Annotated in this window: 10 protein-coding genes; 9 read left to right on the plus strand and 1 reads right to left on the minus strand. The window is 53.0% G+C overall.

The features are described 5' to 3' along the window. Nucleotides 1-6: 6 nt before the first annotated feature. The 4 genes from KIH86_RS22035 to KIH86_RS22050 all read left to right on the plus strand — a co-directional run bounded on the left by KIH86_RS22035 (nt 7) and on the right by KIH86_RS22050 (nt 7,750). Nucleotides 7-1,065 (plus strand): helix-turn-helix domain-containing protein, encoded by a 1,059-nt coding sequence (locus KIH86_RS22035; protein WP_223110666.1) that lies wholly within the window; start codon nt 7-9, stop codon nt 1,063-1,065. 219 nt (nt 1,066-1,284) lie between these two features. Beyond that, nucleotides 1,285-3,726, plus strand: coding sequence for a beta-glucosidase (locus KIH86_RS22040; protein WP_223083477.1), 2,442 nt, complete (start codon nt 1,285-1,287; stop codon nt 3,724-3,726). Between the two features lie 12 nt (nt 3,727-3,738). After that, nucleotides 3,739-5,205 carry an MFS transporter gene (locus tag KIH86_RS22045; protein ID WP_223083478.1) on the plus strand — a complete coding sequence of 489 codons (1,467 nt, stop codon included), beginning with the start codon at nt 3,739-3,741 and terminating at the stop codon, nt 5,203-5,205. Further along, nucleotides 5,198-7,750 (plus strand): family 78 glycoside hydrolase catalytic domain, encoded by a 2,553-nt coding sequence (locus KIH86_RS22050; protein ID WP_223083479.1) that lies wholly within the window; start codon nt 5,198-5,200, stop codon nt 7,748-7,750. The genes KIH86_RS22045 and KIH86_RS22050 overlap by 8 nt, the downstream gene beginning before the upstream one ends. Before the next feature lie 83 nt (nt 7,751-7,833). Here KIH86_RS22050 and KIH86_RS22055 read toward each other — a convergent pair whose 3' ends face one another. Further along, nucleotides 7,834-8,370 (minus strand): TetR/AcrR family transcriptional regulator, encoded by a 537-nt coding sequence (locus KIH86_RS22055; RefSeq protein ID WP_223083480.1) that lies wholly within the window; start codon nt 8,368-8,370, stop codon nt 7,834-7,836. 222 nt (nt 8,371-8,592) lie between these two features. On the opposite strand from KIH86_RS22055, the gene KIH86_RS22060 reads away from it, so the two are divergent. From KIH86_RS22060 to KIH86_RS22080, 5 genes are all read left to right on the plus strand, one after another. Continuing rightward, nucleotides 8,593-10,116, plus strand: a complete 1,524-nt coding sequence (locus KIH86_RS22060) for an NAD-dependent epimerase/dehydratase family protein (protein WP_223083481.1) — start codon at nt 8,593-8,595, stop codon at nt 10,114-10,116. A gap of 199 nt (nt 10,117-10,315) precedes the next feature. Then, nucleotides 10,316-10,900, plus strand: a complete 585-nt coding sequence (locus tag KIH86_RS22065; protein WP_223083482.1) for a TetR/AcrR family transcriptional regulator — start codon at nt 10,316-10,318, stop codon at nt 10,898-10,900. Nucleotides 10,901-11,079: 179 nt separating this feature from the next. Continuing rightward, on the plus strand, nt 11,080-13,017 hold the full coding sequence (gene baiCD, locus KIH86_RS22070; RefSeq protein ID WP_223083483.1) for a bile acid Fe-S flavoenzyme BaiCD: 1,938 nt from the start codon (nt 11,080-11,082) through the stop codon (nt 13,015-13,017). 200 nt (nt 13,018-13,217) lie between these two features. After that, nucleotides 13,218-14,435: a sensor histidine kinase gene (locus tag KIH86_RS22075; protein ID WP_223083484.1), complete on the plus strand. Its 1,218-nt coding sequence runs from the start codon at nt 13,218-13,220 to the stop codon at nt 14,433-14,435. 3 nt (nt 14,436-14,438) lie between these two features. Then, nucleotides 14,439-15,086 carry a response regulator gene (locus tag KIH86_RS22080; RefSeq protein ID WP_223083485.1) on the plus strand — a complete coding sequence of 216 codons (648 nt, stop codon included), beginning with the start codon at nt 14,439-14,441 and terminating at the stop codon, nt 15,084-15,086. Nucleotides 15,087-15,164 lie beyond the last annotated feature (78 nt).

Raw genomic sequence — 15,164 nt, forward strand, 5'->3', positions numbered from 1 at the left:
TCAGTTTTGCTTCAAGATTCAAACAGAGTCAGCTATCAGGTGACCGGGCATTTTCTGTTCTGTGGCAAAGTCGGAACCCTTGATGCGGACAGCGGCTTCATCATTGGTCCGGGCTATAATATCCCATTAACGCATGGGCATCTGAACAGGATTATGATGGATTCCTCGATCCCCCATCCCTATCTGGCGGAATTTGAAGAATTCCTGTCCGAAATCCCCCTGATTTCGTTTGAAAGCTTTTTGAATGCGTTATGTTTTTTGAATTTTTCCCTGAGCCGGACACGGGTGAGCGTTGAAGAATTACTGCTGCTGGGGAATAAATTTCACAGCTTCGGGACCGACATCAAACATAATCTGACCGAAGCCCTGTACGATTCCGATGAAGCGCTGTACCGTCATGGCACATATAATCTGGAGCAGCAAATGCTCGCTTATGTTCGCGGCGGAGACACCGACAAGCTGAGCGCCCTATTCGAGAATTCGGTACGAAGCAAGGCAGGAACGATTGCCAAGGATACGCTTCGCCAGGAAAAAAACATATTTATCATAAGCAGCACCCTCGTTACCCGGGCAGCGATTGAAGGCGGCCTGGATGTGGAAACGGCGTATCAATTGAGCGATATCTACATTCAGCAAGCGGAAGGCATCTCTTTGGTGGATTCGCTGTCTCTGCTTCGCCAGCAGATGGTTCTGGATTTTGCGGAAAGAGTCGCCAAGAACAAGCTTCCTTCGAACGCTTCATCCGTCACGATCAAATGCATTCAATACATTAAGAAAAACATCAATACCATCCTTCTGGTTCATGATATCGCGCGTGATCTTGGAGTGAGCGCTTCCTATATTTCCAGCAAATTTATTAAAGACACGGGAATCAGCCTGAACACGTTCATTAATATGGAGAAGCTGGAGGAGGCCAAAAGGCTGTTGGCGTTCTCCGATAAATCGTTAAGCGAGATCAGCAGCTATCTTTGTTTTTCGTCGCAGAGCTATTTTCAGAACTTGTTTAAAAAGCATGTGGGAATGACTCCCCTGAAATACAGGAATACTTCCCGGAATCGCACATAGCTTGCAGCTTCGGGAGTACAAATTTGATAATCATGGATAAAGGCGATTTGTTGCAGGTATTTGGACCTGCGGCAGGTCGCCGTTTTACTGCGAGGGCCTGATTCACGGTTTCTTCCAAGGTAGAGATGTCTTCAATAAATGCAAAAAAGTTAATGAAATTACAATACGGTTTCCCCGGGACCACCTAGACTGAAATTAAGCACCAAAGGGGGGGAAATGATGAATAACACAAAAAAACTTCTAGGTAAAATGACGATTGAGGAAAAGGCTGCCCTGCTCGAGGGGGTGGATTCATGGAACACCAATTCCATTCCCCGCATCGGCATACCGAAGCTCTTCCTGACCGACGGTCCGCATGGGCTTCGCAAGGTCCGGACGGCAAACGGCGGTTTCTCTGTCGCTGACAACGAGCATTCGACGGCCTTTCCGACTTCTGCGACTGTTGCCTCTTCATGGGACCCGGACCTGGCTTTCCGTATGGGTGAAGCCATTGCGGAAGAATGCCTCGCGGAAGAGGTAGACGTGCTGCTCGCGCCCGGCGTCAATATCAAGCGCAGCCCATTGTGCGGGCGGAACTTCGAATACTACTCGGAGGACCCGCTGGTCTCTGGCATGTTCGGCTCGGCATTTGTGCGGGGAGTCCAGAGTAAGGGCGTCGGAGTCAGCGTCAAGCATTTTGCCGCCAACTCCAATGAGAATTACCGGTTCATAGGCGACAGCGTTGTCGATGAACGCGCACTTCGCGAGATTTACCTCCGGGCTTTTGAAAGCGTAGTAAAAGAAACGAAGCCCTACACGGTCATGTGCTCCTACAATCGTCTGAATGGTACGTTCGCCTCGCAAAACAAGCTGCTGTTGGATACGATTTTGCGCGATGAGTGGGGATATGACGGCGTTGTGATGACCGATTGGGGCGCAACCAGCGATCGTGTCGAAGGTGTGCTTGCCGGCTGTGACCTGGATATGCCGGGAGGTGTATGGCATAACCGGAAATCGGTCATTGAAGCTGCCAAGAGCGGGAGATTGCCGATGGATCAGCTGGATCAGGCTGCCGGCAGAATGCTCAAGCTGATTGACCGATGTACGGCCAAGCGGCCGAAGGGCGGATATGACGCCGAGAAGCATGCCCGGCTCTCCTGTGAGATCGCCAAAGAGAGCGCCGTCCTTCTCAAGAATGATGGCACTCTACCGCTCAGAGGCAGCGAGAAGCTGCTCGTCATCGGCGAGATGTTTGAGAAAATGCGGTACCAGGGAGCCGGGTCCTCTCTGATTAACCCGCCCATGGTGATTACACCGCAGAATGCCTTTGACCGCCGCGGCATTTCGTACGTCTATGCCAAAGGCTATCGCTGCTTCTATACGGAACGGGACGCCGGGCTGGAGAAGGCCGCTCTTGAAGCGGCAGCGCAAGCCGATACCATTTTGTTCTTCGGCGGTCTGTCGGACTTCGAAGAGAGCGAAGGCTTCGACCGGGAGCATATGAGAATGGGGGAGAACCAGACCGAGCTGCTGCGCGCCCTGGTTGAGACCGGCAAGAAAGTGGTGCTCGTCCTGTTCGCGGGCGCTCCGGTAGAATTGCCTTCCTGGGAAGGGCTTTCCGCAATGCTGGATATGTATTTGCCCGGGATGTACGGCGGAGAGGCCGCCGCGGCATTGTTGTACGGCGAGGCGACGCCATCCGGCAAGCTGACGGAGAGCTGGCCTATGCGTGTAGAGGATTCGAGCAGTTACGCCGACTATAACCGCAGCTCCGTGTCCCGGTATTACGAAAGCATCTATGTCGGTTACCGTTATTATGACAAATCAGGAACAGCGCTACGCTTCCCATTCGGATATGGATTGTCCTATACGTCGTTTCAATACAGCGGCCTGTCTGTCAGCGAAGCGGGCGGCAGCATTCAGGTATCGGCCGAACTGACGAATACCGGAGACCGTGACGGCTCCGAGGTCGTCCAGCTATATGTAAGCAGCAACACAAGCAAGGTATTCAAGGCTGCCAAGGAGCTTCGCGCTTTCACCAAAATCTTCGTGCCCGCCGGCGAGACGAGAACCGTCACCCTGGCCTTCAAGAAATCGGATTTGTCCTATTGGAACGTCAAGCTCCGCAGCTGGGTGCTGGAGAACGGCGCCTACGACATCTGTCTTGCCGCTTCAGCCGCTGATATCCGCTTGATGGCGCCGCTGAACGTAACGGACGGAGCCGATGCAGCCAGCCCGTATTCATCGGGAATCACAGCCGCTTATGCCACACCGCCGCGCAGCATCCCGTCCTGCTTCCCGGAGCTCGTTGGCTTCCCTGTTACGGAGACGCAATCCGGCTCACGCGAGCCCCTGACACTGGAATCCCGGCTCAGCGAATTCAAGCGATCTGTTATGGGGCGGATTCTGTATAAGGCGGTTATGAGTGTAATTCAGAAGGAGTATAACAAGGCGCTAGCCATGCCGGATTCGCTTGAACGGGACACAAGGCTGAAGAACTCCCACTTTCTTGTCAAAATGATGCCGTACAACTCTATCCGTTCCATGTGCATGTCATCCGGGGGCAAGTTCACTTACCAGACAGCCATCGGTTTTGTGGAGCTGGCGAACGGCCGTCTGCTTCGAGGTATGAAAGCATTCTTGAACAAGGATAAACCGCTGCCGCTGCCGGCCGACCAATAAGGAGTGTTCGACATGAAAGGAATGAAAGCGTTCTTCCAGGCTAAATCACTGGATTCCCGCATCACTTCGCAGGGAACCGCAGCCAAGGAACATTGGCTGGGTTATTTGATCGGACCGTCAGGAGCACTGCTGCTGAATGCGGTCCTGGCCGCTTATTTGAATGTGTTTTATACGGATGTCCTGGGCTTGACCTCTGTCGCAGGCGGGGCGTTTCTGGTCGTGTTTCCGATCGTCTCCAAGGTGCTGGATGCCATCGCCAATTTCGTCATGGGTTATCTCATTGACCGTACCAGAACGAGACAAGGAAAGGCGCGTCCGTATTTGCTGCTGGCTGCTCCGCTTCTGATGCTATCGGGCATTCTCCTGTTTCTTGTCCCGCAGGCTGATACCAAGGTCCAGGTGATATGGATTATTGTGTCCTACAATCTGTATTACTCCATTGCCTTTACAACTTACAACGTCAGCCATAATTTGATGGTGCCGCTGTCCACCCGCGACAGCAGCCAGCGCGGCAAGCTGTCCGTATTCAGCCAGATTTCAACGATAATGATGAGCGGCATTATTGTCGCGCTGATCTTTCCAATGTTCATCCTCCCGATCATCGGGGTGGACAAGAGCCGGTGGATCACGGTCATGTGCATCATCTCCATTGTGGCCCTTCCGCTGACGCTGCTTGAATACTTCTTTACCAAGGAACGGGTTACGGCTGAAGCCTCGGACCGAAGCGAGGAAGGCAATGTGCCGTTTCGCAGTCAGTGGAAGGCGGTCATTACCGACAAGTATATGATAATCTTTTTAAGCTATTTTCTGATCTACACCTTTGCGGTATGCCTAAAAAACCTGAGTCTTGTATATTACTGCAACTATGTGCTTGGCACGTACAACGACGGGATCACACAGATGCTGATTTCCGTTGTTGGCGGAGTTCCGCTCGGCATTGGAATTTTTGCCGTATGGCCTCTTGCCAAAAGATTCGGCAAACGGAACCTGACAATGGCCGGGTTTGTCTTTGTCGCCCTTGGGAGCGCTATATGCTGGATCTTTCCGGCCAATATGCCGATTGTGCTGGCCGGGCAATTTATTAAGAATCTGGGTCTGCTGCCCAGCGCTTATATCATTATGGCGCTATTCGCCGATACGCTGGACCATATGGAATGGAAATACAAATTCCGCTGCGATGGCATTGCGATGTCCATCTATACGACAATTTCCGTAACGATGATCGGAATCTGCACGGGTATATTTAATGGATTGCTGGCATCCGCCGGCTATGCAGCACCATTTTACAACCAGTCGGGAGCTCTTGTCTCTGCGCAGCCTGAGGCGGTTCAGCATATCATCACCTTTTCTTTTGTTGGATTGGAAGCGCTTACCAGTCTAGTTCTGGTTGTGCTGCTGGCTTTCCTGAATGTGGAGAAGAATCTGGACAGCAAGCAGCAGGAGATCAGCGCCCGCCGGGAGGAGAATTTATATGCTTAACATATCCAGCTTGAAAATTGACGGCCTCGCGGCAGGCTGTGTTACAGACCGAAAGCCCAATATTTCCTTCGCGCTTGATTCCGATCGTGCAGGAGAGAAGCTCCGTAAGGCGGTCATTACAATCGGCAGCTGGTCGCGGGAAACAACCGATCAAATCAACAATCTGTATGACGGTGAATGGAAGCCTTACACCACTTACCCGGTACATGTGCTTGCCACAGGGACAAGCGGAGAATCGGCCGAGGCCGAGACCGCCTTTCAAACCGGACGGTTAAATACTCCCTGGAAAGCGCAATGGATTACCGACGGAAGCTATGATTATCCGAAGAAGCAATCTCCTGCGCCAATGACTTTCCGCCGCTCCTTTACGGTCAGCAAGCCGCTGCGGCGGGCATGGGTTCATGCAACCGCGCTTGGCGTATATGAGCTGATGCTGAACGGAAGCAAGGTGGGCGAGGACTATTTTGCACCGGGTTTTACTTCTTATGAGCATCAGATTCAATATCAAACCTATGACGTTACCGATATGCTGGCGGAATCCAATATGCTGATCTCTATTGTGGCCGGGGGCTGGGCGGCCGGCTCCTTCAATTACAACCGCAAGAGCAAGATTTATGCGGACCGGCAAGCCTTCCTATGCGAGCTGCATCTTGAATACGCGGACGGAACCCGGGAAATGGTAGGCACCGACGAAGCCTGGCAGGTATCGGAGGAAGGCAATTTTCGCATGGCGGAATGGTATGACGGAGAGAGGTATGATGCCACCGTCGATTTGAAGACCATCGCCTGGAAGCCTGTCAACCGGACCGCGCCGCGCAAGGACCCGGTTCTGTTGGCTCAGTACGGCGATCCCGTCCGGGTGCAGGAGGTCATGCGGCCGATCTCCTGCGTTATAGCCCCCAGCGGCGAGATTATTTATGACTTCGGGCAGAATTTTGCCGGTGTCATTTCGGCCCGCCTGCGCGGCAAGCACCGGCAGGAGGTGGTCTTCCGCCACGCCGAGGTGCTTGTTGACGGCGAGTTGTACGTCAAATCGCTGCGGACGGCCAAAGCGACGGCCACTTATATTTGCACGGACGGCGAGCAGACGTATTCTCCGCGCCTTACCTACATGGGCTTCCGGTATGTAGGCGTAAGCGGAATCGATGCGGAGAGCCTGGACTTGTCGGCCCTTGTCCTGCATTCCGATTTTGAGGAGATCGGCGAGTTCGAGTGCTCGAACGAACTGATCAACCGGCTGCACAGCAATATTCGCTGGGGCGGCAAGTCCAACTTCCTCGACATCCCTACCGATTGTCCGCAGCGGGACGAACGACAGGGCTGGACCGGCGACATCGCCGTCTTCGCCCGGACCGCCTGTTACAATTTTGATCTGAGCCGCTTCTTTGACAAATGGCTGATGGATATGCGCGCCGAGCAGGGCGGCGGCGGCGGTATCCCCATGGTCATCCCGCGTGCCGGCGATTCCTGGCCGGTCATGGCGAACTCGGCTTGGGGGGATAGCTGTGTTCTGGTTCCTTGGGCGGAATACCTGGCGCGTGGAGATATGCGGCTCTTGCAGCTTCAGTATCCGACCATCCAGAAATTTCTCAAGGCGGCGAAATGGTGGTCGTCGTTTCTGTCCTTTACACCGAACAGCCGCCATGTCTGGCGCTTTCCCTTCCACTTCGGCGATTGGTGCGCGCCGGACGAGACGATCAGACAGTGGCTGAAGAAAGGGAAATGGGTGGGCACGGCTTACTTTGCGAATTCCTGCGCAATCGCCGCCCAAATCGCCGAGCTGCTCGGATACGAGCAGGATGCGGCCGATTACCGCAAGCTTCGCAAGAAGATTATCCAGGCGTACCGTATGATCTTCACCGACGGCCACGGCAAATTGAACAAGGAATTCCAGACCGCCTATGTTCTGCCTCTTCATTTTGAGATGACGGAGGGCCGCGAGAGAGAGGCTATGGCCGAGAATCTGGCCCGTCTCGTACGCGATGCGGGCAACCGCCTGACGACGGGGTTTACAGGAACGCCATATTTGCTCTTTGCTCTGTCTGACAATGGATATGAGGATACAGCCTTTGATTTGCTTCTTCAGGAGGGTTGTCCTTCCTGGTTATACGAGGTCAAAGCGGGCGGAACGACGATCTGGGAGCGTTGGGATGCGCTCAGACCGGACGGTTCGGTCAATATCAGCGACCTTGCCGGCAAGAAGTCAGACGAGCAATCCGGCGGAGGCATGGTCTCCTTCAATCATTATGCCAACGGCGCTGTCGGAGACTGGCTGTACAGACGGATTGCCGGCATTGAGCCGACCGGCGGGGGCTATCGGACATTTCGAATCGCTCCGCTCATAGGCGGCGAAATTACGTCAGCCAGAGGGAGTGTCAAGACGCCTTATGGGCTTGTTGCTTCCGATTGGAGCCTGGAAGGAGATCGGTTTGTCATTCGGGTGCAGGTTCCGGTCTCGACCGTATGCACACTGGTTATGCCGGACGGGGAGACCCGGACGCTTGAGAGCGGCAAGCATGAATACACCTGTCCTCTCCGCAAGTAGCATGCAGCATCATCCAGCCAGCCGGGGAAGGAGCAGGGAGCGGCAAGTCCTGAACGGCTACAGCGGCTCCCTGCCTGACACGATCACAGCCGGCTGTATGCGGATGCGGCGCTGTCGGATAACTGGAAGATCATATCCGACAGCTCTTCAACAGTCAGATCGAACCCGTCTTCCATCCATTTATTGATTATGCTCAAGCTCCCCATGATCAGGTAGCGGTAGATATAGCCGGATATATGCTCGGGGCTGTTCAGATCGAGCTTCACCTTCAGGGCAGTGATGGCTTCGCCGATGAAGCTGGTCTGGAATGTCAAATTGTCCAGACGGCTCAGCAGGATGCTAAAGACTTCGGAGTTATCCTTGATATAGGCCAACAGTTCCTGTAAATAATGAAGGTTGTCCGAATTGGAGTCGATCTTCTCCAGATGCCGCCGGACATGGTGGAGCAGGTCCTCTTCAATATCATGCTGAAGCGCGAACTGGTCTTTGTAATACAGATAGAAGGTGGAGCGGTTGATTCCGGCATTTTCACATAATTCCTTGATTGTGATTTTATGGACGGACTTGGAGCGCATCAGCTCGATCAGACTGTTCTTCAATAAAGTTTTCGTTAATCGCACTCTCTGGTTCTCATTGTTCTTCAATCGGATGCACCCTTTCTCTGAAGAATACGGAATGATTTGACGGGAAGACAACATGTATTCGAAAAGTGTCTTACACACAACAATCTGAAAACAACTGGTGGTTGTGAAATAGACACTGTGTCAGTATAACAGAATTATAACCAACAATGATCCAGTTTGAGAAGCGGATGCTGGAGATGTAATGAGAGGAGTACAGACATGAGCAAACAAAAAATTCTGTTAACCGGCGCTACCGGAGGCATGGGGTTTCTGGGCTTGCAGGAACTGTTAAAGCATACGGATAAATTCGATATTGCAATATTGGTCATGGATACCGAGAAAGACAGACAGAAGCTGAAGGACTATGAGAACAGGAAGGGTCTGACCATCCATTGGGGGGATCTTACCAATTACAAGGACGTAAGTGAATGCATGAAGAATACGGATATCGTCTTGCATGTTGCAGCCTTGGTATCGCCGGCGGCGGATTATCATCCCAAGCTGGCGATGCAGGTGAACTACGGGTCCATGAGAAATATCATTCAGGCGATCGAGGAACAGGGCCGCATGGGAGAAGTCAAAGTCGTCTCCATCGGCACGATTGCCGAGACAGGGGACCGTATGCCGCCGATTCATTGGGGCCGGGTCGGTGATCCCATCAAGCCGAGCATGTACGATTATTATGCTGTCTCCAAAATAGCCGCAGAGCGTCTTCTGATTGAATCCGGACTGAAATACTGGGTCAGTCTCAGGCAGACCGGCATTATGGGGCCCGCCATGAGCAAGATCAAGGATGCGATTATGTTCCACAATTGCCTGGATAATGTGCTGGAATATGTGTCGGACAGAGATTCCGGCAGATTGCTGGGGAATCTATGCCGGAGGGATCATACCGGCGAGCTGTCGCAGGATTTCTGGGGGCATATTTATAACATCGGGGGCGGCGAGAGCTGCCGGGTCGATACTTTTGCGATGTACAAGGAGCTCTATGGCGCCATCGGCTTCAAGGATTTGAAGCATGTCATTGACCCCAAATGGTATGCAACGCGGAATTTCCACGGGCAGTATTATCTGGATTCGGACAAGCTGGAGGAGCACTTGCATTTCAGACAGGATTCCATGCAGTATTTCTATGACGCCTATCTGGAGAATCTCGGAGCCACCGCAGGCGTGTCCCGGTTCATATGCAGGCTGCCGGGAGGACAACGGCTGATGGGAAGCATCATGAAGAAGATTTTTCTGAAGGAGGCCCGAACCGATCACGGTACAGTCCGGTTCATCGAGCAGGGCATGGAAGAGCATATCGACGCCTATTGGGGCAGTAAGAAAGCCTGGGAAGCGATACCGGATGACATTAATCAATTCGAGCATTTCAAGGACTGGGATAAGGCGGTATGGATTGACCACGGTTATAACGAATTCAAGCCGGAGAGCGAACTGGAACTGGAAGATATGAAGGGCGCTGCGAAATTCAGAGGGGGAGAATGCAAGTCGGATTCCATGAACAAAGGGGATTGGAAAGGCAAACTGAACTTCACCTGCGCCTTCGGCCATGATTTTGAAGCAAGTCCGCGTCTTGTTCTGGAAGGCGGCCACTGGTGTCCGGTGTGCGAGCGCACAAGCTGGAATTATGCCGCCAGAGCCAAGTTGGACCCGTTCTTCGCCCAGGTGTGGAATCCGCTGCACAGCAGCAACGAGAAGGAGCGGGAATATCCCAAGGAGGTTTCAGAGCTGGACGTGTAACAGCATTTCATGCAGACATGATAACGCTCCATGCGCAGATGTTGTTTTCAGATTGCAGGATTGGCCTGCGAGGGGTTGCCCTGACACCGTGTTCAACGGCCGGGAGCAATCCCTTTTGTGTTGCGCTCAGGAAAGGAGGTTTGCGCAATCCGCCATTTTCTAATACATTGTTTACAGATTAACAAGTTAGAGGTGGCATATGAGAGAGCTTAACAATATTGAGGAACGCATTCTGGACCGGGCTTTATATTTAATGGGAACAAAGAAAACCTGCGATATCTCCATTCGGGCTATAGCGAAGGAAGCGAACGTGAACGTGGGCGCCATTAATTACTATTTTCGGACAAAGGACGAGATGGTGAGATTGGTTAAAGAGTTCTACATTGAGAACACCATGACCGTGCTGGACATATTGAAGAGCGAAGAATACGGCGATGAAGAGAAGCTGCTGTTGGCCGCCAACGAGATTATGGAGTATGCATTGCGTTTTCCCGGCAACATGGTCATCCATGCGCATTCGTTGAAAATGGCCGGGACGGACGAAACCTCCGCGAGAATTATCCGGCTATCTGCGGAAATAGGGGAGCGCCTGAAGCAATTGCTGCGGAATCTTATAGCGGGCGATGAGATCAGCCATAATTACAAGTATCTGATGTTCACCTCATCCATCAATTACCCCACGGAATATGAAGGAGTTGCCGAGATGGACAGCATGTTCTTAATGCAGAAAGAGGCAAGAATGGAGTACCTTAAACTGCTGATTAGAGCTTTGCAGTCGGCTTAATTCCTTAAGTTCTTAAGTTACTGAATTGTTCAAACATTATGTTTCAAACATATTGTTTTAATTTTGGTTCTCCGATATAGTTATCGTACAGGCAAGCCGGTGAGGGTTGGTATGTGAATTAATGAACAATCTTCGTGCTTGCATGGCAAAATAACGCGATAACGCGGAGGAGAATTCATATGGCGTTTCATACTTTGTTCAGCCCTATTCGGATCAGAGGTTTGGAATTAAAGAACCGGGTTATACTTCCCGCAATGGGAACAAAGATGCCTAGCGAGGATCGTTACGTAACACAGCAGCTCATCGATTATCAGACAGCCCGGGCCGAGGGAGGCTGCGGATTGAATTTTACCGAAGTATGCTCCGTTTATGGACCTGCTTCCCCCAAGAACTTCCTTGCCATTTCCGATGACAAATATATTCCCGGTCTAAAGCAGCTTGCGGATGCGATTCACGAAGCGGGAGGCAAGGCGGGGATTCAGCTATGGCTTGGAGGACTGGCGGTGGCCAGCGACCCCGAGCAGATGATCATTATTCCAAGTCCCGTGCCCGTCCAGGGAACAGAGTATACGATTCCCGGTGCCGATATCTCAACGCTAAAAGAAGCGGCCGAAGCCTTCGGAGAGGGAGCCAGACGGGCGGTGGACGCGGGATTTGACACTATCGAATTTCATGCCGGCCATAATTACACGCCTCATTCCTTTCTAAGTCCTTTCTTCAACCGCAGAACGGATGAATACGGCGGAGATTTGAAAAACCGGGCCCGTTTCCTCATTGAGTGCATCGAGGCCATACGCAGCAATATTCCGGATGAAATGCCGCTCTTCATGCGAATTGATGCGCATGACGATTATTTGGAGGGCGGCTTGACCATAGAGGAAGTAATCGAGTTCTGCGGCATGGCCAAGGGTGCCGGAGTAGATGTGCTGGACGTATCGCGCGGCAACTTCTCCTCTCCGGCCATCAAGTATGAGGTTCCGCCGATCGACCTTCCGAGAGGCTTCAATGTTGACAACGCCGCCCGAATCCGAAAGGAGACCGGCATGCTGACCGTGGCGGTGGGACGAATCAACGCTCCGGCCCAGGCCGAAGAGATTCTGGCTGATGGCAAGGCGGATATGGTCGTCATCGGCCGCGCCCAGCTCGCGGACCCTGAGTTCTGCAACAAAGCCCAGGCGGGACAGACGGAAGATATCGTCCAGTGCGTCGCATGCAATCAGGGCTGCTACGACGGATTCGTATCAAGCGAGATGCCTTTCATTACCTGCTTGAGAAATCCGGCACTGGGAAGAGAAGCGGAATATCGGTTATCGGCAACGGATCATCCGAAGAAGGTTGTCGTTGCAGGAGGCGGAATCGCCGGTCTGGAAGCAGCCATGATCCTGAAACGCAGAGGTCATCATCCCATTGTATGCGAAGCCGGGGCGACGCTCGGCGGACAGTTCGCGCTTGCCGGCGAGGCTCCGAGAAAAGAAGAGATGAAAGAGGCGGCCTTGTCCCGGGGAGAGCAGGTGGTCCGGGCGGGGATCGAGGTAAGACTTGGAACGCCTGTCACCGCCTCTGTGCTGGAAGAGCTGAAGCCGGATGAAGTGATTGTCGCGGTAGGCGCTGCCCCGATGGAGCTGAAAGTGCCCGGCGGTCATCTGCCGTTGGTCACGAATTCCCATGACGTGCTTGCGGGCAAGTCGGAAGTTTCGGGCAAAGTGATCATTATCGGGGGCGGGCTTGTAGGCCTGGAGGTCGCGGAATACTTGCACGGCAAGGCTTCCGATATAACTGTCGTCGAAATGCTGGATCGGGTAGCCAAGGATTTGGGCGATCTGCGCTCGATCTGTGTAATGGAGAATCTGAACGCTTCCGGCGCACAGATACTGACAGATGCCAAATGCGTGGAGATCAAGGAGCATGGGGTCGTCATTGAAAGCAAGGGTCAGATTGCTGAGTATCCATGTGATTCCGTCGTGGTAGCCATCGGTGCGAGATCGCGTAATTTTGAGAACATCAATGCGTACTGTGAGGACCACCATATCCCATGCCATGTAATAGGGGATGCGCTGCGCGCCCGCAGAGCCCTGAACGCCGTTGCCGAGGCTCATGAAGTCGCAAGAGTCATTTAACAGGTGCATTGCTGGAAGTGTATAAAAGTGAAGTGAACGGAAGAACAACCCGCACCGGGTTGTTCTTCTTTACATTTTTTCGCCAGAAGTCGGGCAGGATTGGTTCAACGGTAATACGCTCCCTGCACGAATGGGCATGTACTTATGTACATGTTATTGACGAACTCCCATACTATAATGGATGGAGACGAGGTGATGTGATGAAATGGAAGCTTAACCCATCCAGGCCCCTGCAATCGGGAGCCGCTCAAGAGACCGGCAATATCGCGGCTTCGCGGCTGCCTGTAATGCTCTGGGTCGCGCTTGTTGCGATCGTCACGATTGTGTTGCAAACTCTGTCGGCCCCGCTGCCGGCGGCCAGTCTTCTTTTTATAGTCGTTATGGGGATTCATATGGCGGTGTACTGGCGCGCGAATGAGCTGCTGGAGAAGTCCAGGATATTCTATCTGTTCGTTCAAGCTCTGCTGATATTCGGGGGTGCTCTCATGCTGCCGGATGGAATGCCCGCTGTAACGATCGGTCTGATTCCCGTACTTATCGGGCAGACGATAGCCATTTATTATGAAGCGTCCAAAGTGGTGCTGGTCGCTTTTGTTCTGTATTTGCTGTTTATTGTGATAACGGCTACGAGGCAGAACGGAGGGCGGGAGCTTGCGCTCTTTATCCCTATGCTCCTGCTGATGATCGTAGTCGTGGTCGCTTACGCAGTGCTCTTCTACAGGCAGGTTAACGCCCGCGTGCGGACACAGGCCTTTCTCAGCGATCTTGAGCGGGCTCACCGGAAGGTGGAGGAACTGACGCTGGCCAACGAAAGGCAGCGCATGGCACGGGATTTGCATGACACTCTCGCCCAGGGACTTGCGGGCTTGATCATGCAGCTTGAGGCTGTGGATGCTTATCTTGACCGGGGCAGCACGGAACGGGCGCATGAGATCGTATTGAGATCAATGGGACAGGCAAGACAGACGCTGGCCGATGCCAGGAAGGCGATCGACGATCTGAGGACGAAAGCGGCGCCGACTCTGAGCATCAATGAAGCCGCCCGGGAGCAGCTTATGCGATTCAGGCAGGCGACAGGAGTGGAAGCTGTGTTAGACGGGAAGATTCAGCAATCCGTGTCAGGATTCCAGATGGAGCATATCCTTCATATTCTGAGCGAATCGCTGATGAATGCAGCCCGGCATGCTGAAGCCACCCGTGTAACGGTTATCGTTGCGGATACGGAGAATGGTCTTCGGATGATCATAAGCGATAATGGCAAAGGCTTTAACACTGCAAGAATAGGCAAGCAGGCGGGACACTACGGTCTGATCGGACTGTCCGAACGCGCCCGGCTGATCGGGGGAGACGTGGAAATCCGGAGCGGCAGCGGCGGCACAACAATCAAACTGACCATACCAATCGAGCATGGAGGCTGAAGCATGAAGCATAAGGTACTTATCGTGGATGATCATTGGGTAGTCAGGGAAGGGCTCAAGCTGATCCTGGAGACGAATGATCTGTACCAAATCGTGGGAGAAGCTGAGGAAGGCAGGGCCGCTCTCGAACAGATGGAGGAATTGAGGCCGGATGTGATCCTGATGGATTTGAACATGCCCGGCGGATTAAGCGGTTTGGATACGCTGTCGGTCATGAAGGAGAAGCAGATTGACATTCCGGTCATTATTCTGACCACCTATAATGAGGACGAGCTGATGATCAATGGTCTGGCGCTTGGAGCCAAAGGGTATTTGTTGAAGGATACCGGCAGGGACAACCTGTTCCGGACGCTGGAGTCCGCGCTGCGCGGAGAGACGCTGCTTCAGCCCGACATTACGGCGAGGGTGTTCGGATACCGGGAGAACCCGGCTTCCGTCAGCAAGCCGGACAATACGCTGCTCACGGATAAAGAGCTGGTTATCCTGCAAGCCGTTGCCCGCGGACTGCGAAGCAAAGAGATTGCTTTTGACCTCGGCATATCGGAACGGACCGTCAAGGCGCATTTGACTAATATTTACAACAAGCTGGGTGTTGATTCACGCTCGGAGGCTGTAGCGGTGTCGGTGGAGAAAGGCATTCTGCATTTATAAATCCGCCTGGCCTATGCTTCAGGGCTGTCCTACCAGCTTCCCCCACTCTTCCCGATCGTACATGAAGGGCATGCCCTA

This window comes from Paenibacillus sinensis (genome assembly GCF_019904155.1).
In the GTDB taxonomy this organism is placed as follows: domain Bacteria; phylum Bacillota; class Bacilli; order Paenibacillales; family Paenibacillaceae; genus Paenibacillus_AQ; species Paenibacillus_AQ sinensis.